This is a genomic window from Micromonospora sp. BQ11, from assembly GCF_052068135.1.
Lineage (GTDB): Bacteria > Actinomycetota > Actinomycetes > Mycobacteriales > Micromonosporaceae > Micromonospora.
Genome location: NZ_JBQHDB010000006.1, coordinates 286,757 through 311,343, shown reverse-complemented (window position 1 = coordinate 311,343; position 24,587 = coordinate 286,757). Strand labels below are relative to the sequence as shown.

Here is a 24,587-nt window from a genome sequence, read left to right as displayed (position 1 = left end):
CCCCCCTCAGTTCGCGACTGCGGGGCTCGCAACACCGGCTCACTCCTCGCGCTCACGCCGCCCCCCTCAGTTCGCGACTGCGGGGCTCGCAACACCGGCTCACTCCTCGCGCTCACGCCGCCCCCCTCAGTTCGCGACTGCGGGGCTCGCAACACCGGCTCACTCCTCGCGCTCACGCCGCCACTCCGATCAGTGCGGCGGCCACGCCGATCAGCAGGGCGCCGGCCAGCACGCCGGCCGCCGCCCGGGGCAGCGCCGCCCGGTGCAGCGACGCCAGGCCGCCGCCGAGGCCGAGCGCGGCCCGGCCGCTGCCGGTCACCGTGCCGTCCACCACGACCTCGTCACCGGTACGCGCGGCGCGGGCCAGGGCGGTCGTCGGGCGTACGACCAGGGTGTGCTGGACGTCGTCGAGCCGGAACGCGCGGGCGAACAGCGGGCGCAGCGGACCCAGCGCGGTCGCCGGGTCGGCGGCCGGGTCCCGCCGCCAGCGGGCCCAGGCCAGCGCGGCCCCCGCCGCGGTGAGCGCCAGCGGCAGCAGCAGTGCCGGGTCGAGGTGGACCAGCTCCGGGGCGACCCGGCCGACGGCCGGCTCGCCCGGCCCGGGCGGCACGTCGGCCGGCAGCAGCCGGTCGGCGAACCAGCCGAGGAAGCCGGCCAGGCCGAGCAGGGCGGCCGGGACGGCGAGCAGCACCACCGGCCACCGCATGACCCCGGGCGGGTCGTGCGGGTGGACCAGCGGCAGGCGCGGCTCGCCGAAAAAGGTGCGCAGCAGCAGGCGGGTCGCGTACCAGGCGGTGAGGGCGACGCCGACCAGACCGGCCAGCCACACCAGCCAGCCCACCCAGGCCGGCGCCGGTCCGGCGCCGTGCAGGGCGGCGTCCTCGGCGGCGGCGAGCACGCCGTCCTTGCTCCAGAAGCCGGACAGCGGCGGTAGACCGGCCAGCGCGCCGAGACCGACCACCGTGCACCAGAACGTCACCGGCATGGTGTGCCGCAGCCCGCCCATCCGGGACGTCAGCGTGGTGCCCAAGGCGTGGATCACCGCGCCGGCGGCGAGGAACAGCAGCGCCTTGAACGCGGCGTGGGTGAGCAGGTGGAACAGCGCGGCCGACGGGGACCCGACGGCGAGCGCGCCGGTCATGTAGCCGATCTGGGAGACCGTCGACCAGGCCAGTACCCGCTTGAGGTCGTCCTGGGCGGTCGCCGCCAGTGCCCCCAGCAGCAGGGTGACCGACGCCATGACGCCGAGCACGGCGAGCGCGGTCGGGGCGGCCTCGAACAGCGGCCAGAGCCGGGCGACCGCGTACACGCCGGCCGCCACCATGGTCGCCGCGTGGATCAGCGCCGAGATGGGGGTCGGGCCGGCCATCGCGTCCGGCAGCCAGGTGTGCAGCGGGAACTGCGCGCTCTTGCCGGCCACCCCGGCCAGCAGCAGCAGGCACGCCGCCGTGAGCGTGCCGGTCGCGTGGTCGTACGCGAGGACGTCGGCAATCCGGAAGCTCCTCGCCGAGACGCCGAGGAGCGCGATGCCGAGCAGGAAGCCGACGTCGCCGACCCGGGTCACCAGGAACGCCTTCACCGCCGCCGCCGGCGCCTCGGGCAGCCGCCGGTCGTGGGCGATGAGCAGGTACGAGCAGAGGCCCATCACCTCCCAGCCGACCAGCAGCAGGAGCAGGTCACCGGAGACCACCACCAGCAGCATCGCGGCGGTGAAGAGGCTGATCTGCGCCGCGTACGGCGGGTAGCGGTGGTCGGTGTCGACGTCGTCGTGCGGGCCGCGCCGCAGGTAGCCGACCGAGTAGACCTGCACGGCGAGGGCCACCGTGGTCACCGCGACGGCCACCAGGGCGGCGGCACCGTCCAGCCGGACTCCGAGGGTGACCGTCAACCCGCCCAGGTCCACCCAGGTCGTGGACGATTCGGCCGGCCCGTCGAGGGTCGCCAGCAGGACGAGCGCGACCAGCAGCGCACCCGCCGCGCCGGCCACGCCGAGACCGATCGCCGCCCGCCGGGCGGACTCCCGACCGACACCCCCGTCGGGGGGCAGCAGCAGGCCGACCAGGCCGGCGGCCAGCGGTACGGCCGGCAGCAGCGCGCCGAGCAGCGTCGTCGCGCTCAAGGTGCCACCTTCGTTCGCGTTCCCGGCACCGGCCGCTCGGTCAGCGGCACCTCGTCCACCGCGACACTGGCCCGCAGCCGGTAGAGCTGGAGCACGATCGCCAGGCCCACCCCGATCTCGGCGGCGGCCAGCACGATCACGAACAGCGCGAAGACCTGCCCGCCGTGCGGAAGTTGCGCCCGCACGGTGGTGTCCGCGGTGACCAGGATCAGGTTGACCGCGTTGAGCATCAGCTCCACGGCCATCAGCACCAGCACCGCGTTGCGGCGGCGCAGCACGCCGTACACGCCGAGGCCGAACAGCAGCGCGGCCGTGACGTACGGGATGACCGGCCTCACCGGGTCGCCCCCTCGTCGTCCCGGGCGGCGTCCCGGCGACCGATGTCCGGTCGGGACAGGACGATCGCTCCGACCAGAGCGGACAGCAGCAGCACCGACAGCACCTCGAACGGCAGCACCCAGCTGCGGAAGATCTGGTCGCCCAGGCGCTCCGCGGTGCCCGCCTCCGGCAGGTCCACGGCCGTCCAGCGGTACGCGTCGGCCAGCAGCGCGGCCAGCCCCAGCCCGGTGCCGCCCCCGATCAGCGCGGCCGGCCAGCCCGGCCGGTCCAGGTCGTCGGAGGCGCCGATCGGGGCCCGGGTGAGCATCACCGCGAAGAGCAGCAGCACCACCACCGCACCGACGTAGATCAGCACCTGCACCCAGGCCACCAGCTCGGCGGTGAGCACCAGGTACATCCCGGCCAGCGCGCCCAGGCAGACCACCAGGTACAGGCCGGCCCGCACCAGGTGCCGGGTGGCCACCACCAGCACACCCGACCCGACCGCCACCGCTCCGAGCGCGAGGAGCAGCACGTCCGCACCGGTCACGGGGTAGCGCCTTCCCCGGACCCGTCACCCGGCGCGGCAGCGCCGCCGGCGGGACCGCGCTCGGGGCGTACCGGCGGGGTGGTCGGACGGGCGGCGGGGCTGGCCGGGACCGCGGCCTTGCGCGCGGCGGCGGTCTCCTCCTTCGCCGGCTCGCCGTTCGGGTCGTGCGCGGGCGGCGGCGGCACGGTGGCCATCCACTCGCCCAGGTGGTCCTTGTCGTGCAGGAGGTCCTTGATGTCGTACTCGGCGTACTCGAACTCCGGGGACCAGTAGAGCGCGTCGAACGGGCAGACCTCGACGCAGATGCCGCAGTACATGCAGAGCGAGAAGTCGATGTCGAACCGGTCGAGCACGTTGCGCTGGCGGGGGCGGGCGGCGCCGGGCACCGCCACCTCCTCCTTGTGCGAGTCGATGTAGATGCACCAGTCCGGACACTCACGCGCGCACAGCATGCAGACCGTGCAGTTCTCCTCCAGCAACGCGATCACCCCGCGCGACCGCGGCGGCAGCTCGGGAGCGACGTCCGGGTACTGCTGGGTGGTCGTGCGCTTCGTCATCGTCTTCAACGTGACGGCGAGCCCCTTCACCAGGCCCGCGCCGGGCAGGCTGCGCTCTCCGGTGCCGTCGCCCGGGTCGGTGCGCTCGCTGCGGTCGGTCATGCGGACCATCCTGCCCTGTGCCCCCCGCGCGCGCGACCACCACCCGGGCATCGCCGGGAGTACGGTGACCGTGGGGAGAACGACGCACCGGAAAGGGCTCGCGCATGACCGCCGCGCTGCACGACGACTACCCGCCGCCGGGCGAGTGGACGACGGACGATCTCGATCGCCTGCCCGACGACGGCCGCCGCCACGAACTCCTGGACGGAAACCTCATCATGTCGCCCTCCCCCACGCGACTCCACCAGTCGATCGCCGGCCGCCTCATGGCCGCACTCGAAGAGACCTGCCCCGCCGACCTCGACGTCACCCAGGGCGTCGCGGTGCGGATCTCTCGCACCCGCGCCTTCATCCCGGACCTGCTGGTGACCGAGCTCGACGCCGCCGTGCGCAACCCGTCGCACTACCGGCCCAACGAGGTGCTGCTGGTGGTCGAGATCGTCTCGGAGGGCTCCCGCAGCATCGACCGGGTGCTGAAGCCGGCGCTGTACGCCGAGGCGGACATCCCCTACTTCTGGCGGATCGAGACCGAGACCGGGATCGTCGTGCACGCCCACAAACTCGACCCGGTCAAGCAGATCTACGTCGAGACGGCCCGCATGCCCGACGGCATCCTGCTGCCCGAGCCGTGGGAGATGGACATTCCGCTGGCGCGGATCACGCCCCGGGCCCGCTGAGGCCGCCCGGCGCGGGTGGGAGCATCTCGACGCCGAGCTGCTGGAGAAGCTGGAACAGCTCGTTGCAGCTCCACACCTCCACGATCAGGCCGGCGTCGTCGAAGCGCAGGAACGTCGCCCCGGAGTAGCTCACCACCTGCCCGGTCGGCGGCACCGGGCCGAACTGCCCGACCTGGGTGCCGGCGGCCCGCCAGTGCACCGCCACCCGGTCCCCCGTCGCCACCAGGTCCACGATCTTGTAGCGCAGGTCCGGGAAGGCGGCCCGCCGTTCCCGGTGCCACGCCAGCGCCGCCTCCGGGCCGGTACCGCCGAGCCCGGGGCACTGGGGGGCGACCAGTTCGTACGCCGACTCCTCCCGCTTCGCGTTCCACACGTCGGCGATGAAGCGGCGGGCGGCGGCCTCCACGTCGGTCATCGCGGCAGCCTAACCGCGACCGCCGCGCGTCCGCCCACCACCGGGTCGACGCGCTTGACGCGCCGGGGCGCACGGGAGCGGCGATGATGTGACGAACGAGGAGACGACGCGGAGGGGGCGGGCGTGGGCGAGACGACCGGGAGCGGTACGGCCGGCGGCGATCAGGTGCAGGAAGGTACCGGCGGGAAGTACGTCGAGCCGGGCGGTGAGTTCACGCGCGACCAGCGCTACATCGCCACCCGGATCACGGCCGACGGTCGGGACGGCTGGCCGGTGGAGCCGGGGCGGTACCGGTTGGCGGTCAGCCGCGCCTGCCCGTGGGCGAACCGGCTGATCATCGTGCGCCGGCTGCTGGGCCTGGAGGACGCCATCTCGATGGCCGTGGCCGGTCCGACCCACGACAAGCGGAGCTGGACGTTCGACCTGGACCCGGACGGGCGGGACCCGGTGCTCGGCATCGAGCGGCTGGCCGACGCGTACTTCCGGCGGTTTCCCGGCTACGACCGGGGAATCACCGTGCCGGCGTTCGTGGACGTGCCGACCGGGCAGGTGGTCACCAACGACTACGCGCGGATGAGCCTGGACCTGTCGACGGAGTGGGCCGCGTACCACCGCGAGGGTGCGCCCGACCTGTATCCCGAGCGGCTGCGCGACGAGATCGACGAGGTCAACGCGGTGGTCTTCGCCGACGTGAACAACGGCGTCTACCGCTGCGGGTTCGCCGGCAGCCAGGAGGCGTACGAGAAGGCGTACCACCGGCTCTTCGACCGGCTGGACTGGTTGTCCGACCGGCTGTCCGGGCAGCGCTACCTGGTGGGCGACACGATCACCGAGGCGGACGTGCGGCTGTTCACCACGCTGGTCCGCTTCGACCCGGTCTACCACGGCCATTTCAAGTGCAACCGGCAGAAGCTGAGCGAGATGCCGGTGCTGTGGGCGTACGCGCGGGACCTCTTCACCACCCCCGGCTTCGGGGACACGATCGACTTCGACCACATCAAGCGGCACTACTACGAGGTGCACCGGGACATCAACCCGACCGGCGTGGTGCCGCTCGGCCCCGACCTGGCCACGTGGCTCACGCCGCACGGCCGGGAGGCTCTGGGCGGGCGGCCCTTCGGCGACGGCACTCCCCCGCCGCCCCCGCCACCGGCCGAGACCGTCGACCCCACCCACACCCCACCACGCTGACCACCCCACCCCACCCCACCCCCGCCCCCGCGCCGGCGCCGGCGCCCGTCGAGAGGGCGCTCTTTCACGGAAATAGTGGCTATTCCTCGCCGGATAGCCACTATTTCCGTGAAACTGCGCGCTGGGGGTGGGGTGGGGGTGGAGTGGGGGGTGGGGGGTTACAGCGCTACGCGGACGGCGGCGGTCAGGACGAGCTGGCCCAGGGCGAGGGGGACGAGGACCAGCCAGCACAGGCGCTGCAGCTGGTCCTCGCGCAGGCGGGGGTAGCTGACCCGCAGCCAGATGATCACGAAGGAGACCGCGAAGACCTTCAGCAGCGTCCACAGCCAACCGAGCTGCGCGTCGGCGAACGGACCCTGCCAGCCGCCCAGGAAGAGCACGGTGGTCAGCGCGGCGATCACCACGATGCCGACGTACTCGGCGAGCAGGAAGAACGCGAACCGCAGGCCCGTGTACTCGGTCATGTAGCCGAAGACCAGCTCCGAGTCGGCCACCGGCATGTCGAACGGTGGCCGGCGGATCTCGGCGAGCCCGGCGACGAAGAAGACGATCATCGCGGGCGCCTGCCACAGCAGCCACCACGGCTGCCACGCCTCGACGATGCCGGGAAGGCTGAGCGTGCCCGCCGCCATCGCCACCGACGCGGCGGCCAGCACCAGGGGCAGCTCGTAGCCGAGCAACTGGGCGGCGCCGCGCAGGCCGCCCAGCAGGCTGTACTTGTTGGCCGACGCCCACGCCGACATCAGCACCGCCACCACGCCGACGCCGACGACGGCGAGCACGAAGAACAGGCCGATGTCCAGCGGCTGCGCGACCAGGTCACCCGGGCCGAGCGGGATCACCAGCAGGACCAGCAGGTAGGGCACCAGCGCGACGACCGGGGCGAGCCGGAACACCGCCCGGTCCGCCTCCCGGGGCGTGATGTCCTCCTTCTGCACGAACTTCACACCGTCGGCGACGAGCTGCGCCCAGCCGTGGAAGCCGCCCGCGTACATCGGGCCCAGCCGGCCCTGCATGTGCGCCATCACCTTGTGCTCGACCTGGCCGACCACGAGCGGCAGGGTGAGGAAGGCGACCAGCACGGCACCCACCCGGAGCACCAGCTCCAACCACAGCGGCATCAGGACGTACCTCCGTCGTCGCCGGCGCGTTCGGTGGCCGCCGGGCCGTGCGGGGAGGGCCGGTCCGCGGGTGGACCGGACCGGGCCGGGCCGTCACCCGGGGCGCCGGTCGCGCCGGGCAGCGGGCCCGCGTCGGACGGCGCCTGGTCGGACGGGGCCGTCGGCGCCGGGCCGTCGGCCCCACCGGCCGGTGCGCCGGTACGCGCCGGACGGTCCCCCGGGGCCGGCCGCGCGGGCCGCTCCCGGGCCGGGCGGGCCGGCACGCCGCCGCGCGGCCCCTCCCCGACACCACCGGCGCCCGCCGGCGTCGGGGTGGTGCCCCACTCCCCCGGAGCCGGTACGCCGGGCGGCCGGATCGGGCGCCGCCCGCCCCCGGCCCCGGACTCGCCCGGTTCCTTCGCTCCCGGCCACGGCTTGGCCACCCGGGAGGCGAGTACGAACTCCTTGCGCAGCGGGTGTCCCTCGAACTCCGGCGGCAGCAGCAGGGGGCGCAGCCCGTCGTGCCCGGCGAAGTCGATGCCGAACATCTCGTGCGTCTCCCGCTCGTGCCACGCGGCGCCGGGGAACACCTCCACCACCGAGGCGACGGTGGGTGCCTCGCGGGGCACCCGGGTCCGCAGCAGGAGACCGTGCCGCCGGCTGGTGGACCAGAGGTGGACCATCACGTCGAACCCGTCGGTCAGCTCGTCGACGGCGGAGAGCCAGTCGAAGAAGTCGCAGGCCAGCTCCGCGTCGTCACGGGCGGCGCGCAGCGCGTCGGACCAGTTCGCCGCCGGTACGTCGACGGTCGCGCGGGCGTACGCCTGACCGCCGGACACCGACGGCGTCGCCTCGGCCGGTGCGAGCAGCGCGACCATCCGCTGGCCGACCTCATCCGGAGTCATGCCGCTGATCCTATGGCCGGCACCCCCGAGGTGTGTCGGGCCGCCCGCGCACCGGGCATCTGCGCGTTCCGTGGCGGACGGCGACCGGCCGGGGAAAGATGAGGATCGTGCGGGCTCTGACTGTGTCTCCTGGTGTCCCCGATTCGCTGCGTCTCGAGGAGGACTGGCCCGAGCCAGCCCCCGAGGAGGGCGCGATCCTCGTCGAGGCGCTCGCCGTGGGCATCTGCGGCACCGACGAGGAGATCGTCCAGGGGCAGTACGGCGCGGCACCGTCCGGCCAGGATCGGCTGGTCCTCGGGCACGAGTCGCTGGGCCGGGTGCTGGACGACCCCACCGGCACCTTCCGGGTCGGCGACCTGGTCTCCGGCGTGGTCCGGCACCCCGACCCGGTGCCCTGCGTGAGCTGCGCCGCCGACGAGTGGGACATGTGCCGCAACGGGCGGTACACCGAACACGGCATCAAGGAGCTGCACGGCTTCGCCCGCGAACGGTGGCGGGTGCACCCCACGTTCGCCGTCGGGCTCGACCCCGTCCTCGCCCCGGTGGGGATGCTGCTGGAACCGACCAGCGTGGTCGCCAAGGCGTGGGACCACATCGAGCGGATCAGCGCCCGCACCGCGTGGAAGCCGCAGATCGCGCTGGTCACCGGCGCCGGCCCGATCGGCCTGCTCGCCGCGCTGCTCGCCACCCAGCGCGGGCTGACCGTGCACGTGCTCGACCGGAACAAGACCGGACCCAAGCCGGAGCTGGTCCGGACGCTCGGCGCGACGTACCACACGGTGCCGGTGGGCGAGCTCGACTTCGAGCCGGACGTGGTGGTGGAGTGCACCGGCGCGCCGACGGTGGTGCTGGACGCCATGTGCAAGGTCGGGCCGACCGGCATCGTCTGCCTGACCGGCGTGTCCAGCGGAGGCCGGACCATCGACTTCGACGCCGGGGCCCTCAACCGCTCCCTCGTGCTGGAGAACAACGTGGTCTTCGGCTCGGTCAACGCCAACCGGCGGCACTGGGACCTGGCCGCCGACGCGCTCGCCCGGGCCGACCAGTCGTGGCTGGAATCGCTGATCACCCGCCGCGTGCCGATGTCCGACTTCAGCTCGGCGTACCAGCACAGCGGTACGGACATCAAGGTGATCCTCGACCTCACCGCCTGAGGCGCTCCGGCGGACCCGCATCCCACGCGGGCCCGCCGTCGACCCCTCAGATGCCCGGCAGGCGGCCGTTGCGGAAGAGGTCCACGAAGAGCTGGTGGTCGGTGCGGGCGCGGGCACCGTAGGCGTGGGCGAAGTCGACCAGATGGGCGACGAACCCCTCCTCGTCGGCGTCCACCGCCGCCACGATGGCCTCCTCGGTCGAGTAGTCGACCAGGTCGTGGCTGGACTCGTCGTCGGCGACCGAGTGCATCCGGGCGACCGCGTGGCCCAGGTGACCGACGACGCCGGTCAGCTCCTCCGGCTCGTTGACGTCGGCCCAGTCCAGGTCCGCCGCGTACGGGGAGACCTCGGCGACGAGCTGCCCGACACCGTCCAGCTCGGTGTAGCCCAGCCACGGGTCCGCGTACGCCTGGAGGGCCCGCTGCGACTCGGCGGTGCGGTGCCCCTGGTGCCGGAAGTAGCCGCGGACCGACTCGTCGGTGATGTGCCGCGCCACGGCCGGCACCTGGGCCTGCTTCATGTAGAGGACGACGTCGTTCTCCAGCGCCTGGGTGTGCCCCTCCAGCAGCAGGTTGTACGACGGCAGGCCGGCCGAGCCGATTCCCACGCCCTTGCGCAGCACGATGTCCTTGATGTGCGCGGCGACCGGACGCAGCTTGGCCGCCGACGGCGGGCGGGTGTCCAGGTACTGCTCGTACGCGGCGCAGACCGTCTCGTGGGTGTCCTTGTCGACCTCGAAGACCCCGTCGCCCAGCGAGAACCGCCGCTCGTAGTTGTCGATGGTGGTCTGCGTGGCGAGCAGGTCGACCCGCGTGTTCAGCCGGGCCTGCTGGAGCACCCGCAGCAGCACGCCGTCGGCGGTGTCCAGGGTGATCGAGCCGATGGCGTCGTCGCCGCCGGTGGCGATGGCCCGCAGCTCGGCGAGGTACGCGCGGGCGAACGTCTCGACCAGCTCCCCGATCACCGTGTCGGAGAGGGCCTTCGCGTAGCCGAGCAGGGCCACGCTGGCCGCGAAGCGTTTCAGGTCCCAGGAGAACGGCCCCACGTACGCCTCGTCGAAGTCGTTGACGTTGAACACCAGTTGCCCGGAGGCGTTCATGTACGTGCCGAAGTTCTCCGCGTGCAGGTCGCCGTGGATCCAGACCCGGCTGGTGCGCCCGTCCAGGAACGCGTCGTCGGCGAAGCCACCGCGCTGGTCGGCGTAGAAGAGGGCGGCGCTGCCCCGGTAGAAGGCGAACGGCGACGCCGCCATCTTGCGGAACTTCCGGCGGAACGCCGCCGGGTCGAGGGCCATCGACTCACCGAACTCCTCGGTGAGCACGTCGACGATGTGGGCGGAACGCCGGTCCGCGGAGTTGCTCATGCGGCGCAGGTTAACCCCCGGGCGCCACCGGCAGCCCTCGCCCGAGCGAATCGTCCGGTCCGACCTGTCGGCTCGGGGCGGCGGGCCGGTGGGCGGTGGGACTCAGGCGTTCGGCGGGCGGACCGGTGGGGCGGTCAGGGACGCCGCGCTGCGCGGGAGGGCGTCGCTCGGCGGCGCGTCGACCGGCGAGGCGAGGACGTCGGGGCGGGACACCCCACCGATGCCGGACTGCTCGGCGGCGATCTTCTCCTGCAACCGCAGGATGCCGTGCAGCAGCGCCTCCGGCCGGGGCGGGCAGCCGGGCACGTAGACGTCGACCGGGATGAGCTGGTCGACGCCCTTGGTGACCGAGTACGAGTCCCAGTACGGACCGCCGCAGTTCGAGCAGGCCCCGAACGAGATCACGTACTTCGGCTCGGGCATCTGGTCGTACAGGCGCTTGATCGCCGGTGCCATCTTGTCGGTGACGGTGCCGGAGACGACCATCAGGTCGGCCTGCCGGGGGCCGTGGGCGAACGGGATCACGCCGAGCCGGATGAAGTCGTGCCGGCCCATGCTGGTGGCGATGAACTCGATGGCGCAGCAGGCGAGCCCGAAGTTGAACACCCAGAGCGAGTAGCGGCGGCCCCAGTTCAGCACGAACCGGATCGGCTCGCCGAGCACGGCCGGTAGCTGCACCTCGGGCCTCCCTCGTGTCTCCCCCGGTCCGACAGTCAACCACAGCCTGCCGGTGTCGACCGGTGCAACCGCCTCCGGGGTCGGCACGTGTGACGGGGTTCCCGGGGCCGCACGTCGGAGGTCACCAGGCGGGGCGTTGCAGCAGGCCCACGAATTCGACGAGCATTCGTTCCCGCACCGCGGGCGGCGCGGCGTCGAGCAGCGTGTTCACCGTCGCCATCCGCTCGGGCACGCCGCTCCCGCCGGTGAGCCCCAGCCCGGCGGCCAGACCGGCGACCAGCTCGGGGGTGAGCGCCTCCGGGGTCAGGGCGGTGGCCAGGGCGAGCAGGTCCCCGGGGAGACGGACCGGGCCGGCGGACCGGGCCGCGGCCACCGCCGCGGCCAGGTCACCCGCGAACTCCGCCACCCGGGGCGCCACCGACGCGGTCACCGTCAGGTGCACGCTCGGCGGCAGGTCGGCGTACCTGAGCTGCGGTTGGGTGTGCCATCCGCGGGCGGCCAGCTCGTCGACGAGCACGAAGAGGTCCGGGCCGTCCCCGGTCGCGGTGAGGCAGACCACGGTCGACTCCGGCTCGGCCATCAGCCGCAGCCCGGCGGTCGCCCGCACGGCGTCGGCCAGCCCGGCCACCGCGTCCCGGGTCGCCGCCGCCAACCGCAGGTAGCCGTCCTCGCCGAGGTGGCGCAGGGTCGCGTACGCGGCGGCGATCGGCCCGCCGGAGCGGGTGGAGGCGATCACCGGGTTGACCATGGTGTACCCCGGCCAGTCGGCGTACGCGAAGTACTGCGGGGCGCGCAGCGCCGGATCACGGTGCAGCAGGACCGAGACGCCCTTCGGCGCGTACGCGTACTTGTGCAGGTCCACCGACATCGAGGTGACCCCGGGTACGGAGAAGTCGAACGGCGGGACCGGCTCGCCCAGCCGGCGCAGCCAGGGCAGGGCCCAGCCGCCGAAGCAGGCGTCCACGTGGCAGCGCACGCCGGCCGCGGCGGCCACCTCCGCGATCGGCGCGACGGGGTCCACGACGCCGTGCGCGTACGAGGGCGCGGAGGCGGCGACCAGCACGGTGTCCGGCCCGATCGCGGCGGCCACGTCGGCCGGGTCGGGGCGCAGCGTGTCGGCCGACACCGGCACGGTGTCCACCGCCACCCGCAGGTAGTGCCCCGCCTTGGCGAACGCCGCGTGCGCGCTGGCCGGCACGACGATCCGCGGTGCGGTGACCTCCGGGTGCGCGTCCCGGGCGGCCTTCACGGCCAGGATCAGGGATTCGGTGCCACCGCTGGTGACGCTGCCGACCACGTCCGGCGCGACGGTGCCGGGGCCGCCGCCGAGCAGCCGGGCGGCGGCGCCCACCAGCGCGTTCTCCATGGCGAGCAGGGACGGGAACGCGGTCGGGTCCAGCCCGTTGACGTGCGCGCTCTCCGCGTGCGCGGCGGCGGTGAGGTCGTCCAGCCCCGGTACCGCCGGGTCGTACACGTACGCGAACAGCCGCCCGCCGTGCGTGGGCCGGTCCCGCTCCCGCAGGGCCCGTACCTCTGCGAGCACGTCGTCGGCGGGCACCCCGTGCACGGGCAGCGCGCTCGTCTCGTCGTCGGTCGTCAAGAGGTCGTGCCCCTTCCGTGCAGGTGAGCGCCCGCCAGGCGGGCCGGGGTCAGGTCGTACGGGCGGAGCAGGAGGACCGCCGCGCCGACCAGGAGGGCGGGGAGGACGGTGAAGCCGAGGAGGATGCCGAGGCGGGCCGTTCCGGACTGGGTCGCCGCCTCGCCGGTGTCCGAGGAGACGTAGCCGGTGAGCTGGAGCATCAGCCCGAACAGACCCGGCCCGAGGGCGAGGCCGAAGGTCTCCCCCGCCGTCCAGAGGCCGGTGAAGACGCCCGCCTGCCGCCGGCCGGTGCGCGCCGTGTCGTACGCGATGCAGTCCGGCAGCATGGCCAGGGCGAAGACCTGCTGGCCGGCGTACCCGACGCCGATCAGCGCCACCAGCAGGTAGACCGCGACCGCCGGCAGGACCGGGGCGGCGACCAGGGCCAGCGCGCCCACCGCGAAGATCAGCGAGGCGGCGACCAGACCGGCGAGCTTGCCGTGGCGCCGACCGACCCGGCTCCACAACGGCATCACCAGCAGGGCCGGCGCGACGAAGCAGACGAAGAGGACGGTCGGCCCGCCGTCCGGGTTCCGGAGGATCTGGGTCGCGAAGTAGTCGACTCCGGCGAGGATGGTCGCCACCCCGGCGGACTGCACCACGAAGCACAGCAGCAGTGCCCGGAACGGCCGGTTGCGACCCGCCACCCGCAGTTGGGCGCGCAGCGTCGGCTCGCTCTCCCCCACCGTGCCGGTCGGTGCCGAGCGGGTGCCCAGGTACGCGCCGACCGCGCCGAGCACGATCAGTCCGGCCACGAAGAGTCCCATCCACCGGTGCCCCGGCACGCCCCCGCCGCCCGCGTCGCGGACCAGCGGAGCCACCGCGCCGGAGACCAGGATCGCCAGGGCCAGCACCGCGATCCGCCAGGTCATCATCCGCGTACGTTCGGCGTAGTCGCCGGTCAGCTCCGCCGGCATCGCCACGTACGGGACCTGGAAGAACGCGAACGCGGTGGCGGTGGCGAGGAAGGCCAGCGCCACGTACGCGCCGGCGGCCGGGCCGGTGCCGAACGGTGCGGCGAAGATGGCCGCGAAGAGCACGGCCAGGGCCAGGCCGGCGCCGAGCAGGTACGGCCGGCGAGCGCCCCGGCGCGACCGGGTGCGGTCGGAGATCCGTCCGGCGACCGGGTTCACCAGCACGTCCCACGCCTTGGGCAGCAGCACGAGCAGGGCGGCCACGCCGGCCGCGACGCCCAGGGTGTCGGTCAGGTACGGCAGCAGCAACAGCCCCGGCACGGTGCCGAACGCGCCGGTGGCCAGGGATCCCAGCGCGTAGCCCGCGTGGACTCCACGCGGCAGTCGGTCGGCCGTCGCACCCACCGTTGCGGGGGGCGTGCCGACGGCGGGCGAGCCGGTTCCAGCCGGCGGCGCGTCCATGGGCCCGAATGTTACTCATGTTATGGCGCCGGTCACATCCCCTCTTCGGGGAGCCAGCTCGCCCTGCGCATGTCCACCCCGGACCCGCGCAGCGGGGTGCCCTCGGCGAGCAGTCGGGCACGGGCCTCCCGCTCGTGCCCCGGCGGCAGCCGACCGGACGAGGTCACCACCCGGTGCCAGGGCACCCCGCCCCCGTGCCGCGCCATGATCGAGCCAACCAGCCGGGCGGACGCCCGCTCGGACCGGTCGGCCAGCGCGTCGGCGACCGCCCCGTACGACATCACCCGGCCCGGCGGGATCCGCTCGACCAGCTCCAGCACCGCCTCGACGTACTCCTCAGGTCCCACGACGCGCCACGATATGGGAACGCGGCCGGGCGGCGCGGTACCGACCGCGCAGAATGGGCAGGTGCGCGACATGGTCACGACGGCCCGGCGGGTCGTCGTCAAGATCGGATCCTCGTCGTTGACCACCGCCACGGGCGGGCTGGACGACGGGCGGGTCGACGCGCTCGTGGACACCCTCGGCGCGATCGCCGCCGACGGCCGGGAGGTCGTGCTGGTCTCCTCCGGCGCCATCGCCGCCGGCCTCGCCCCGCTCGGGCTCACCCGGCGCCCGCGCGACCTGGCCACTCAGCAGGCCGCCGCCAGCGTCGGGCAGGGCCTGCTGATCGGCCGGTACGCGGCCGCCTTCGCCCGGCACCGCCTCACCGTCGGGCAGGTCCTGCTCACCGTCGACGACGTGACCCGGCGGGCGCACTACCGCAACGCGTACCGGACGCTGCGCAAGCTGCTCGACCTGCGCGCGGTGCCGATCGTCAACGAGAACGACACGGTCGCCACCGAGGAGATCCGGTTCGGCGACAACGACCGGCTCGCCGCCCTGGTCGCCGCGCTGGTCGACGCCGACCTGCTGGTGCTGCTCTCCGACGTCGACGCCCTGTGGACCGGCGATCCGGCCCGGCCCGGCGCCACCCGGGTCAGCGAGGTACGCGACGCCGGCGACCTGGACGGCATCGACATCGGCGGGGCCGGGCGCGCCGGGGTCGGCACCGGCGGCATGGTGACGAAGGTGGAGGCCGCCCGGATCGCCACCGGCTTCGGCATCCCGGTGGTGCTCACCGCCGCGCCGATGGCCGCCCCGGCGCTGGCCGGCGAGCCGGTCGGCACCCTGTTCCACCCCAGCCGGCGGCGGCCGGCCGCCCGGCTCTTCTGGCTGGCCCACGCCACCTCGCCCCGGGGCCGGCTGCACCTCGACCCGGGCGCGGTCGCGGCCGTCGTGGGGCGGCGCAAGTCGCTGCTGCCGGCCGGCATCACGGCCGTGGACGGCGCGTTCACCGCCGGGGATCCGGTCGACCTGGTCGACGTCGAGGGCGCACCGGTCGCGCGTGGGCTGGTCAACTACGACGCGGTGGAGCTGCCCGGGCTGCTGGGCCGGTCCACCGGTGAACTCGCCGCGGCGCTCGGCCCGGCGTACGAGCGGGAGGTCGTCCACCGCGACGACCTGGTGTTGCTGTAAGCAAGGGCCCCTTCTTAACGCCTGGCGTTGTACAAGGGCCCCTTCCTAACACTGGAGGAGTGCGGACATGAGCGTGGGCGAGCAGGCGCGGCGGGCGCGGGTGGCGGCGGAGGCGCTGGCGGTCGCCACGCGTACGGCCAAGGACGCCGCGCTGGACGCGATGGCCGACGCGTTGGTGGCGCGTACGCCGGAGATCCTGGCCGCGAACGCGACGGACCTGGCGGCGGGCCGCGAGGCCGGGCTGAGCGCGGCCGTCCTGGACCGGCTCGCCCTCGACTCGGGGCGGGTGGCAGGCATCGCCGACGCCCTGCGGCAGATGGCCGCGCTGCCCGACCCGGTGGGCGAGGTGGTCCGGGGCTCGACGCTCCCCAACGGCCTGGAGCTTCGCCAGGTCCGGGTGCCGTTCGGCGTGGTCGGCATCATCTACGAGGCGCGGCCGAACGTGACGGTCGACGCCGCCGGCATCTGCCTGAAGTCGGGCAACGCGGCACTGCTGCGCGGCTCCTCGTCGGCCGCCCACTCCAACGCCGCGCTGGTCGCGGTGCTCCGCGACGCCGTCGCCGGCGCGGGCCTGCCGGCCGACGCCGTGCAACTCCTCGACGCCACCTCCCGCGACTCGGTGAAGGAGCTGATGCGGGCCCGGGGCCTGGTGGACGTGCTGATCCCGCGCGGCGGCGCGTCCCTGATCCGGACCGTGGTGGAGGAGTCCACCGTGCCGGTGATCGAGACCGGCGTCGGCAACTGCCACGTCTACGTCGACGCCGCCGCCGACGTGTCGAAGGCCGTCGCGATCGCGCTGAACGCCAAGACCCAGCGGCTCTCCACCTGCAACACGGCGGAGTCGCTGCTCGTGCACGCCGCGGCCGCGGACGCCTTCCTACCCCCGATGCTCGCCGCGTTCGCCGAGGCCGGGGTGACCGTGCACGGCTCGGAGGAGGTCGCCCGCTTCTCCGACGCGGTCGTGCCGGCGACCGACGAGGACTTCGCCACCGAGTACCTGTCGGCGGACATCGCGGTCGCCGTCGTGGACTCGCTGGACGCGGCGGTCGCGCACATCCGCCGGTACGGCACCGGGCACACCGAGGCGATCGTCACCGACTCGCAGGCGGCGGCGCGGGAGTTCGTGGCCCGGGTGGACGCGGCGGCCGTGATGGTGAACGCGTCGACCCGGTTCACCGACGGCGGCGAGTTCGGCTTCGGCGCGGAGATCGGCATCTCCACCCAGAAGCTGCACGCCCGGGGTCCGATGGGGCTGCCGGAACTGACCAGCACGAAGTACGTGGTCACCGGGGACGGGCACCTGCGCGGCTGAGGTGCGGTCAGCGGCAGCCGCGGATCGCCGCCAGGGTGGTGTGCACGTCGAACTGGTGCCCGTCGTCGCTCTCCCAACCGCCGTCGCTGCGCTGCGTCTCGGTGAGCCGGCGGCGGGCCCGCACCACCACCCAGTCATGCTCCTCCACCTCGACCCGGCGCAGGGTGGCGGCCAGCCAGGCCACGTCGGCCGGGGACATGTCCGCGATCCGTTCCGCCAGCGCGACCTGGATGCGGGCCGACTCCTGGAACATGTGCTGCCGGTGCAGGACCGCCGCGCTCAACCAGCCGGCGGCCAGGAACGACGGCCAACTGCCGTCCGGGTTGAGCCGGGCCACGAGGGACTGGGCGGCGGCGTGCACGACGCCCGCGTACACCCCGCCCACCCGGTGGTCCAGCGGCCCGGCGGCCCGGGCGTCGAGGCCGGCCACGGTCAGCCAGAAGCCGGCGTTGGCGGTCAGGTAGAAGCCGGCCTCCGGATCTCCCGGCCGCGCCCACTCCGGCGCGGTCTCGGCCAGCGCTTCGTCCTCGTGCCAGCCGCCGTCGGGAAGCTGCCGGGAGGCCAGCCAGTCGAGGGCCCGCCGGGCCGCGGGCCGGCTGAGGGCACCCAGGTCGTCCAGCTCCGCGAGCCGGAAACAGGTGGCGTCCACCGAGGCCACCGACCCGTCGAGGTACGCGGGCCAGCCGCCGTCCGGCGTCTGACCGCCCTCGGCCACGTCGAGCAGGTCCGGCGCGGGAGCCGTACCGCTGCGCAGTCGGGAGAGCCGGGCACGGTCCACCGCATCTCCGTGTGCCACGACGAACCCGATCGCGGCGTCCATGTCCACCACGGCGGACACGCTACCGGCGGAAACGCGATCCCGCTTCGGTGAGACGGGTAACGGACCGGCCGATGCGTCAAGAAGGGGCCCCTCCTCTACGCCAGGCGTCAAGAAGGGGCCCTTCCTTACTTACATCTCAGTACGCGGGGAGGGAGGGGTCGATCTGCTTGATCCAGGACAGCACGCCGCCCTGGACGTGCACCGCGTCCCGGAAGCCCGCGGCCTTCAGCGCGGCGAGCGCCTCGGCGGAGCGGACGCCCGACTTGCAGTGCAGCACGATCTGCTTGTCCTGCGGCAGCTTCGACAGCGCCTCGCCGGAGATGATCTCGCCCTTGGGGATCAGGGTCGAGCCGGGGATGCGGACGATCTCGTACTCGGCCGGCTCCCGCACGTCGACCAGGAAGACGTCCTTGCCGGCGTCCTGCCACTCCTTCAGCTCCAGCGCGGTGATGGTCGCGTCGACCACCGCCTCCTGGGCCTCCACCGACACCGCGCCGCAGAAGTCCTCGTAGTCCTCCAGCAGGTCGGTGACCGTCGGGTTCTCGCCGCAGAGCACGCAGTTCGGGTCCTTGCGCACCTTGATCTTGCGGTAGGACATCTCCAGGGCGTCGTAGACCATCAGCCGGCCGACCAGTGGCTCACCGATGCCGGCGAGCAGCTTGATCGCCTCGTTGACCTGGATCGAGCCGATCGAGGCGCACAGCACGCCCAGCACGCCGCCCTCGGCGCAGGACGGCACCATGCCGGGCGGCGGGGGCTCCGGGTAGAGGCAGCGGTAGCACGGGCCGTGCTCGGCCCAGAACACCGACGCCTGGCCGTCGAACCGGTAGATCGACCCCCAGACGTACGGCTTGCCGAGCAGCACCGCCGCGTCGTTCACCATGTACCGGGTGGCGAAGTTGTCGGTGCCGTCGACGATGAGGTCGTACCGGGAGAAGATGTCCCGGACGTTCTCCCGGTCCAGCGCCGTGTTGTGGATCTCCACGCTGACCAGCGGGTTGATCTCGCGGATCGAGGCGGCGGCGGACTCGGCCTTGGACCGGCCGATGTCGGAGACGCCGTGGATGATCTGGCGCTGCAGGTTGGACTCGTCGACGGTGTCGAAGTCGATGATGCCGAGGGTGCCCACCCCGGCGGCGGCGAGGTACATCAGAGCCGGCGAGCCGAGGCCGCCGGCGCCGACGCAGAGCACCCGGGCGTTCTTCAGCCGCTTCTGCCCCTCGACCCCGACATCCGGGATGATCAGGTGGCGCGAGTAGCGGCGGATCTCGTCAACGGTCAGCTCGGCGGCGGGCTCGACGAGCGGGGGCAGCGACACGGTGGACTCCCCGGGATCGGCTGATGGCGAACCGAGCCATTGTCGCTCGGTCACCACACCGGAGGCCATGAGGAGGGACACGTCGTCCGAACTCCGGGAGCGGGAATAACCCGCAGCGCGCGCCTACACGCCGTCGACCGGCTCGCCCACGTACCGGCTGCCGTCGACGAAGGGCCAGGCGTTCGCCTCGCAGCCGTCCAGGCCGTACGTCTGCTGCTGCATGACCGGCGCGGGCTCTCCCGGGCCGGGACAGGCCTCGTGACCCTGGCCGAACTCGTGCCCGACCTCGTGGTTCACCAGGTACTCCCGGTAGACCGCGAGCGGTGCCCCGTAGTCCGGTACCGCCTCCATCCACCGGTCCAGGTTGAGGACGACCCGTCCGGGAAGTCGGCAGGAGGTGTAGCCCTCGGTGCGCAACCCGCCCTCGGCGCACATCCGCTCGGAGGTGCCCGCCGTCGCGAGGTAGACGGTGAAGTCGGCGGCGTCCACGTCGGCCACGCGCCGCACCCGAAGCTCCCCGGTGGCGGTCCAGCCGCGCGGGTCGGCCAGGACGGCGTCGACGGTGGCGGCGAAGGCGCCGGCATCCTGACCGGTGCCCGCCTCCACGGCCACCCGGTAGCGCCACACCGGCCCGTCCACGCCGCGCACCGGGCCGTCCCCGGGCGCGGTGGTGAAGGTGCCGCCGCCGGCGTGCGGGTACCGGGCGGGCGCGGCGCCGTCGGCGGCCCCGCCGCCGTACCCCGTCCCATCCCGCACCTGCCCGCCGTCACCCGCCCGGGCCAGGGTGACCGCGGCGGTCGCGGCCACCGCCAGGACCAGGACGAGCCGGACCGTACGCCGGCGACGCGTGCGGTCCGCGCCCGGCGCCGGGACCACCGGGGTCCGGGACCGGGCCGGCGGACCGGCACGGGCGGGGTCGACGGACGGCTCAGGCGGGTCGCAAGGGGACGACGACGTCATGCACCCAGCGTGGCAGATCAATCGGGCATTTCCCGCTTACACCCGCAAAGTGGGTGCTTCAGAGCGGCGGACCGGCGTAGCGGCGTCCGTTCCGGTACGGCCACGGGTTGGCCAGACAGCCGTTCAGGAACAGTGTCTGCTGCATCATGACCGGTGCCGGTCGGCCCGGCCCCGGGCAGCGCTCGTGCCGGTTGCCCAACTGGTGGCCGACCTCGTGGTTCACCACGTACGTGCGGTAGACCGACAGCGGCACCTTCGCCTCGACGTAGTGCGGCACCGACCGCCGCCACCGGTCCAGGTTGATGATGACCTTGCCCGGAGCCCGGCACGACGTGTACGGCCGACCGTCGATCCGGATGTCGACACCCCCGGCCGCGCACATCCGACGCGCCGTACCGGCCGTCGCGAGGTAGACCGTGAAGTCGGCGGTCGCACCGGGCCCGACCTGCCGCAACCGCAACCGGCCGCTGTCCACCCAGCTTCCCGGCCCGGTGAGCGCCGCCGCGACGGCCGTGGCGAAACCGGCGACGTCCTCGTCCGCGCCGGCCTCGACCGCCACCCGGTACGGGCGCAGCACACCCGCCTCGCCCAGTACCGGGCCCACCCGGTCGTCGTAGGAGAACGTGCCCTTCCCCGCCGACGGCACCGGCCCGGGCATCAGCAGCACGGGCGGCGTCGACGCGGACGGGGCGGCCGTCGGTGCGGGGGCGGTCGACGGCACCACCGCCGGTGTCACCGGTGCCAGTACCGGCGCCTCCGGTCCGGACGCCGCCACCTCGGCCCCGACCTGCACACCACGCCGGTCGGCGATCACCGCGACCGCCGCACCGACGGCCAGGACCAGGACGGCCAGCTCGATGACGCGCCGTTTCCCCCGACCCGTACGCCGGTGACGTCCGCGCTCGGAACCGGCCGGCCGGCGGTCCGCCGCCGCACCGGTCGACGGGGACGTCCGTGCAGAGGGGACGAAGGGCTGCGCGCCGACCCGTCCGCTGCCGCCACCCCGACGCGCGGATCGGTGGTCGAGGGTCAGGTCGTCGGCAGGGCGGCGGTACGTGGGCATCCCGCTCAGCCTGCCATGTCAGGCCGCTTCGCGGGGTCCTCCGTTTCGGCGAGCAGGCCCAACACGGCACGGGCGACCAGGCGCGGAACCTCCAACTGGGCCACGTGGCCGACGCCGTCGAGCATCATCAGGCGGCTGTCCGGGATCACGCGGGCGGTCTGCGGCGCCACCCGGACGTCCACCAGCCGGTCGTGCCGGCCGCCCACCACGAGCGTCGGGGCCTGGATCGAGGCGGCCAGCCGCCACAGCGACCCCGAGCCGGGCAGGTACGACCGCAGGAAACTGGAGACCAGGCCCCGGAACGTCCGGACGTACGCGGCGGCGTAGTGCGCGGCCTCGTACCGCACCCGGATCTCCTCCAGCGCCTCCTGCCGGCGCTGCTCGCTGATCCGGCTGAGGTCGGCGACGCACGCCTCCATCACCTGCTGCGCCATCAGCTCCGGCTCCAGCTGGGCCAGCCGCCAGGCGGCCAACCGCTCGGCCCGGGGAATCGCCAGCAGCGGCAGCATCCGGCCCTGCAACGACCGCCGGAAGTCCAGGAACGGCAGGGCCGGCGAGACCAGGGTCAGCGTCCGGACCAGGTCCGGCCGGACGCCGGCCACGTGCACCGCGATCGACCCGCCCAGCGAGTTGCCGAACAGGTGCACCGGCCCCCGGTCGGAGTGCTCGATCCAGCGGACGACCCGCTCGGCGAAGGAGGGGATCGTGTAGCGGCGGCCCGGTTCGCTGCGGCCGAACCCCGGCAGGTCGATGGCCTGGCCGTCCAACCGGTCGGCGAGGAGGCCGGCCAGGTCGGTCCAGTTCTGCGAGGAGCCACCGAGCCCGTGCACGTAGAGCGCCGGCTCCGCGCCGGCGGCCGTGGCCGGCGTGTCCCGCACGTACGTCACCGTGCCGTCGAGACGTACCGCCCGGCCCGGCCAGGGGGGTGGGACGGAGTGCTCCGGAAGAAGGTGCTCCGGCCAGAGGGTGGCGCGCTTCATGGTTCCAGTCTGCCCAATGCGACGCGGCCCGGCAGCGCGGCGCGGGCCCCGTCCCGTGCCCGGCGCGGCCGTCAGGCCAGCAGCGCCTCCAGCCGGCGGTTGACCGCCGCGAGGGTGGCCCGCACCACGGCCTGCCGGGGGTCGCCGGCGACCAGCGCCGAGCCGACGAGCTGCTCGATCCAGCCGTCGCACACCAGCAGCACGACCACCGTGGCCACCTCGCAGTTGCCGAACGGCACCACCGCGGCGTGCTCGACGAAGCACCGGCCCCGGTCGGAGTCCGGTTCCGTTCCGCGCAGCAGCTCGTCCACGGCCGCCGCCGCGGCGACCGCGCACAGCCGCAGGACGTAACCGTCGACCGCCGGGCCGGTGGAGTGGCCGGCGGCGGTACGCCCACCGGCGATCAGGCGGATCTCCACGGTGGCGTCGAGCCCGAACGTGCTGACCTGGACGTGGTCGATCACCACCCGGGGCCCCGGGGCGCCACCGGTGTCCAGCGGGCGGGAGGGTGCGCTCTCCGTCGTGGTGACCTGCCCACCGGAGTACGACGTACCGAGCGTCACCGGGCTGCCGGGCGGCGTACCCGGAGGGGCGGTCGAGATCGAGCCCGGCTCCTCCACGCTGGCCCGGCCGCGGTGCGGGCCGGGAGCCTGGCGGCGACGACGCGGCGTCTCGGACGCGGGGACGTCCCGCTGCTCGGCCCGCGCCGGCAGGGTGTCCGGCCGACCGCCGGGCGCCCGGCTGCCCGGCACGGCGGGCGTGGCGACCTCCCGGGGCGTCGACGACCGGGCCTCGGCGGCCAGCGGGGCGGCGGAGCGTCGGCGTACCGGCGCGGTCGGCAGACCGGGCAGGTTGCGGGGCGCCGCGGCCAACCCCATCCGCTCCTGGAGCAGACGGGCGACCTGACGGCTCACCTCGGCGGGGTCCGCACCGTCGGAGAGGTCCAACCGCAGGCTGTGCGCACCGGCGGGGGTACGTCGCAGTGCCGCGTCGCGGACACCGGCCACCCCCCGTACGGCGGCGAGGATCGCGTCGACGTCGAAGCCCTCCGGGCGCTCGCGCAGCGGCGCCGGCTCGTCCTCGCGGCGCAGGTGCTTGGCGATCCGGGCGAGTTCCGGGGTTTCGGCGGGTGGCTCCACGGCTGGCGGCTCCGGCACTACGGGCACGTCCGGTTCGGCGGGGACGCGCTGCGGCAGGACCGCCGACGCAGGGTCCGGCAGGCCGTCGCCGTCGGCCGGCTCGACCGTCGGCACCGGGTCCGGGGCGGATCGGCGGGCCGCGTAGGGGGGTGCGCTCGTCGGTGCGGGCGCGAGGGGGGTGCGGTCGCGGCGACCGGCCCCGCTGGTGGCGGGTGTGGTCGTGGGACCGGTGGGGGTCGGTGGGTCGGCCGGCGGCTCGGGGGCGACGGGGGCGGGAACCTCGCTGACCGGGCGGAGCCGAAAGGGTCGGGCGGCGCCGGCCGTCGTCTCGCCCTCGGTGGGGCCGGGACCGGACGGCGGCGCCTCGGGTGTGGACTCCGCCGGTGGGGCGCTCGTCGGCCGGCCGAGGGCCCACGCGGGCCGGTCGGTCGGGAACGGTCGCTCGACGGGTGCGGCGGGCGGCTCGTACGCCGGACGGGAGGCGGGCTCCGACCGGACCGGCTCGTACGGACGGGCCGGCTCGGCGCGCAGGTCCTGGTAGGGGCGGGTCGACTCGGTGCGTACCGGCTCGTACGGCCGGCCCGGTCCGGTCGTCCACCCGGGCGTCCGCTCCTCGCGGGCGTCGCGCCCGGCGGGTGCAGCCTCCTCGCGAGCGTCACGCCCGGCGGGGCCGGGCTGGTCGCGGGCGTCACGCCCGGCGGGGCCGGGCTCGTCGCGGACGCCGCGGCCGGCCGGCTCGGGCTCGGCACGGGTGCGGCCGGGGGACTCGGGTTCGTCGCGGGCCCAGGGCGGCGCCCAGGCGTTGCCCCAGCTCGGGCGGTTCCAGTTCGGACCGGACCAGTCCGGCTCGGTCACGCCGGATCGCTCGTCGGCGGGTGGGAACGCCGGCCGGTCGGCACCGGACTCCCGGCCCGGCGTCCGACCGGGCGTGGCATCCGTGTCGTCCCGGGGCCGGCCCCGCTCGACGTTCCCCTCGGACCAGTCGCGTGCCCGCTCGACGCCGGTACCGGACCAGTCGCGTGCCCGCTGGGCGCCACCGGACCCGGCCGTCGGCTCCGGACCGGTCGCCCGATCGGCGGCACCCGGCCGGTCGAGGTCGGGCGGGAACGACCGGTCGGGAGCGAACCGGTCGGCGTAGGACCGGTCGGCACCGCCCGGGCGGTCCGTGGCCGGACGGTCGGCGGTGAAGGACTCGACGACGGGCGGGTAGGGGGCGGCGGGCGGCGGGGCGTACGGATCGGTCCACCGCCCCTCGTCACCGGCGGACGGCTCCGCGGCCAGGGACCGGTCGACCGTCGGCGCGTGGAACCCCGGCGGCACCTCGAAGCCGCTG

Annotated in this window: 21 protein-coding genes and 2 pseudogenes; 5 read left to right on the top strand and 18 right to left on the bottom strand. The window is 74.4% G+C overall.

Going from position 1 to position 24,587, the window contains the following annotated elements; genetic code table 11:
• Nucleotides 1-172 precede the first annotated feature (172 nt).
• From ACTMSW_RS15700 to ACTMSW_RS15685, 4 genes are read right to left on the bottom strand one after another with little or no spacing between them, the layout of a single operon-like run.
• Nucleotides 173-2,119 carry an NADH-quinone oxidoreductase subunit 5 family protein gene (locus tag ACTMSW_RS15700; protein WP_441181341.1) on the bottom strand — a complete coding sequence of 649 codons (1,947 nt, stop codon included), beginning with the start codon at nucleotides 2,117-2,119 and terminating at the stop codon, nucleotides 173-175.
• Nucleotides 2,116-2,457: an NADH-quinone oxidoreductase subunit NuoK gene (nuoK, locus tag ACTMSW_RS15695; protein WP_441181340.1), complete on the bottom strand. Its 342-nt coding sequence runs from the start codon at nucleotides 2,455-2,457 to the stop codon at nucleotides 2,116-2,118. Before nuoK ends, ACTMSW_RS15700 begins: the two co-directional genes overlap by 4 nt.
• Nucleotides 2,454-2,987 carry an NADH-quinone oxidoreductase subunit J family protein gene (locus ACTMSW_RS15690; RefSeq protein ID WP_441181339.1) on the bottom strand — a complete coding sequence of 178 codons (534 nt, stop codon included), beginning with the start codon at nucleotides 2,985-2,987 and terminating at the stop codon, nucleotides 2,454-2,456. Before ACTMSW_RS15690 ends, nuoK begins: the two co-directional genes overlap by 4 nt.
• Nucleotides 2,984-3,655 (bottom strand): NuoI/complex I 23 kDa subunit family protein, encoded by a 672-nt coding sequence (locus ACTMSW_RS15685; protein ID WP_441181338.1) that lies wholly within the window; start codon nucleotides 3,653-3,655, stop codon nucleotides 2,984-2,986. The genes ACTMSW_RS15690 and ACTMSW_RS15685 overlap by 4 nt, the downstream gene beginning before the upstream one ends.
• Nucleotides 3,656-3,750: 95 nt before the next feature.
• Between ACTMSW_RS15685 and ACTMSW_RS15680 the strand changes: the two genes are divergently transcribed.
• Nucleotides 3,751-4,323, top strand: coding sequence for a Uma2 family endonuclease (locus ACTMSW_RS15680; protein ID WP_441181337.1), 573 nt, complete (start codon nucleotides 3,751-3,753; stop codon nucleotides 4,321-4,323).
• On the opposite strand, the gene ACTMSW_RS15675 is transcribed toward ACTMSW_RS15680, so the two are convergent.
• Nucleotides 4,304-4,738: an ester cyclase gene (locus tag ACTMSW_RS15675; protein WP_441181336.1), complete on the bottom strand. Its 435-nt coding sequence runs from the start codon at nucleotides 4,736-4,738 to the stop codon at nucleotides 4,304-4,306. The two genes, ACTMSW_RS15680 and ACTMSW_RS15675, sit on opposite strands and share 20 nt — an antisense overlap.
• Before the next feature lie 165 nt (nucleotides 4,739-4,903).
• Here ACTMSW_RS15675 and ACTMSW_RS15670 point away from each other — a divergent pair, with 165 nt between their 5' ends.
• Nucleotides 4,904-5,929 carry a glutathione S-transferase family protein gene (locus ACTMSW_RS15670; protein ID WP_441181456.1) on the top strand — a complete coding sequence of 342 codons (1,026 nt, stop codon included), beginning with the start codon at nucleotides 4,904-4,906 and terminating at the stop codon, nucleotides 5,927-5,929.
• Nucleotides 5,930-6,087: 158 nt separating this feature from the next.
• On the opposite strand, the gene nuoH is transcribed toward ACTMSW_RS15670, so the two are convergent.
• Nucleotides 6,088-7,050 (bottom strand): NADH-quinone oxidoreductase subunit NuoH, encoded by a 963-nt coding sequence (gene nuoH, locus ACTMSW_RS15665; RefSeq protein ID WP_441181335.1) that lies wholly within the window; start codon nucleotides 7,048-7,050, stop codon nucleotides 6,088-6,090.
• 287 nt (nucleotides 7,051-7,337) lie between these two features.
• Nucleotides 7,338-7,934, bottom strand: a pseudogene (locus ACTMSW_RS15660) (NADH-quinone oxidoreductase subunit C); the annotation flags it as partial.
• Between the two features lie 107 nt (nucleotides 7,935-8,041).
• Between ACTMSW_RS15660 and ACTMSW_RS15655 the strand changes: the two are divergent.
• Entirely contained in the window at nucleotides 8,042-9,088 is a 1,047-nt protein-coding gene (locus ACTMSW_RS15655) for a glucose 1-dehydrogenase (RefSeq protein WP_441181334.1), read from the top strand.
• Between the two features lie 46 nt (nucleotides 9,089-9,134).
• Here the strand turns inward: ACTMSW_RS15655 and ACTMSW_RS15650 are convergent, their stop codons facing one another.
• The 5 genes from ACTMSW_RS15650 to ACTMSW_RS15630 all read right to left on the bottom strand — a co-directional run bounded on the left by ACTMSW_RS15650 (nucleotide 9,135) and on the right by ACTMSW_RS15630 (nucleotide 14,491).
• Nucleotides 9,135-10,451 carry a DUF2252 domain-containing protein gene (locus tag ACTMSW_RS15650; RefSeq protein WP_441181333.1) on the bottom strand — a complete coding sequence of 439 codons (1,317 nt, stop codon included), beginning with the start codon at nucleotides 10,449-10,451 and terminating at the stop codon, nucleotides 9,135-9,137.
• 102 nt (nucleotides 10,452-10,553) lie between these two features.
• A complete protein-coding gene (locus ACTMSW_RS15645; RefSeq protein ID WP_441181332.1) occupies nucleotides 10,554-11,129 on the bottom strand; it encodes an NADH-quinone oxidoreductase subunit B in 576 nt (191 codons plus the stop codon).
• Between the two features lie 121 nt (nucleotides 11,130-11,250).
• Nucleotides 11,251-12,729: a pyridoxal phosphate-dependent decarboxylase family protein gene (locus tag ACTMSW_RS15640; RefSeq protein ID WP_441181331.1), complete on the bottom strand. Its 1,479-nt coding sequence runs from the start codon at nucleotides 12,727-12,729 to the stop codon at nucleotides 11,251-11,253.
• Nucleotides 12,726-14,144: an MFS transporter gene (locus tag ACTMSW_RS15635; RefSeq protein ID WP_441181330.1), complete on the bottom strand. Its 1,419-nt coding sequence runs from the start codon at nucleotides 14,142-14,144 to the stop codon at nucleotides 12,726-12,728. Before ACTMSW_RS15635 ends, ACTMSW_RS15640 begins: the two co-directional genes overlap by 4 nt.
• Before the next feature lie 32 nt (nucleotides 14,145-14,176).
• Entirely contained in the window at nucleotides 14,177-14,491 is a 315-nt protein-coding gene (locus tag ACTMSW_RS15630) for an MGMT family protein (protein WP_441181329.1), read from the bottom strand.
• 13 nt (nucleotides 14,492-14,504) lie between these two features.
• Between ACTMSW_RS15630 and proB the strand changes: the two genes are divergently transcribed.
• Together proB and ACTMSW_RS15620 are read left to right on the top strand one after the other, a co-directional pair.
• Nucleotides 14,505-15,662 (top strand): glutamate 5-kinase, encoded by a 1,158-nt coding sequence (proB, locus tag ACTMSW_RS15625; RefSeq protein WP_441181328.1) that lies wholly within the window; start codon nucleotides 14,505-14,507, stop codon nucleotides 15,660-15,662.
• A gap of 67 nt (nucleotides 15,663-15,729) precedes the next feature.
• Nucleotides 15,730-16,974: a glutamate-5-semialdehyde dehydrogenase gene (locus ACTMSW_RS15620; protein WP_441181327.1), complete on the top strand. Its 1,245-nt coding sequence runs from the start codon at nucleotides 15,730-15,732 to the stop codon at nucleotides 16,972-16,974.
• A gap of 7 nt (nucleotides 16,975-16,981) precedes the next feature.
• Here the strand turns inward: ACTMSW_RS15620 and ACTMSW_RS15615 are convergent, their stop codons facing one another.
• The 6 genes and pseudogenes from ACTMSW_RS15615 to ACTMSW_RS15590 form a co-directional block, all read right to left on the bottom strand.
• Nucleotides 16,982-17,794, bottom strand: a complete 813-nt coding sequence (locus ACTMSW_RS15615; RefSeq protein WP_441181455.1) for a prenyltransferase/squalene oxidase repeat-containing protein — start codon at nucleotides 17,792-17,794, stop codon at nucleotides 16,982-16,984.
• Between the two features lie 136 nt (nucleotides 17,795-17,930).
• A complete protein-coding gene (gene moeZ / locus ACTMSW_RS15610) occupies nucleotides 17,931-19,181 on the bottom strand; it encodes an adenylyltransferase/sulfurtransferase MoeZ (RefSeq protein WP_441181454.1) in 1,251 nt (416 codons plus the stop codon).
• Nucleotides 19,182-19,235: 54 nt separating this feature from the next.
• Nucleotides 19,236-20,072 carry a DUF3152 domain-containing protein gene (locus ACTMSW_RS15605; protein ID WP_441181326.1) on the bottom strand — a complete coding sequence of 279 codons (837 nt, stop codon included), beginning with the start codon at nucleotides 20,070-20,072 and terminating at the stop codon, nucleotides 19,236-19,238.
• A gap of 58 nt (nucleotides 20,073-20,130) precedes the next feature.
• On the bottom strand, nucleotides 20,131-21,135 hold the full coding sequence (locus ACTMSW_RS15600; RefSeq protein WP_441181325.1) for a DUF3152 domain-containing protein: 1,005 nt from the start codon (nucleotides 21,133-21,135) through the stop codon (nucleotides 20,131-20,133).
• A 5-nt stretch (nucleotides 21,136-21,140) separates the two neighbouring features.
• The gene (locus tag ACTMSW_RS15595) at nucleotides 21,141-22,115 is read right to left on the bottom strand and encodes an alpha/beta fold hydrolase (protein WP_441181324.1); all 975 of its coding nucleotides are present in this window, start codon (nucleotides 22,113-22,115) and stop codon (nucleotides 21,141-21,143) included.
• A 71-nt stretch (nucleotides 22,116-22,186) separates the two neighbouring features.
• A pseudogene (locus ACTMSW_RS15590) lies at nucleotides 22,187-23,656 on the bottom strand (hypothetical protein); the annotation flags it as partial.
• Between the last annotated feature and the right edge of the window lie 931 nt (nucleotides 23,657-24,587).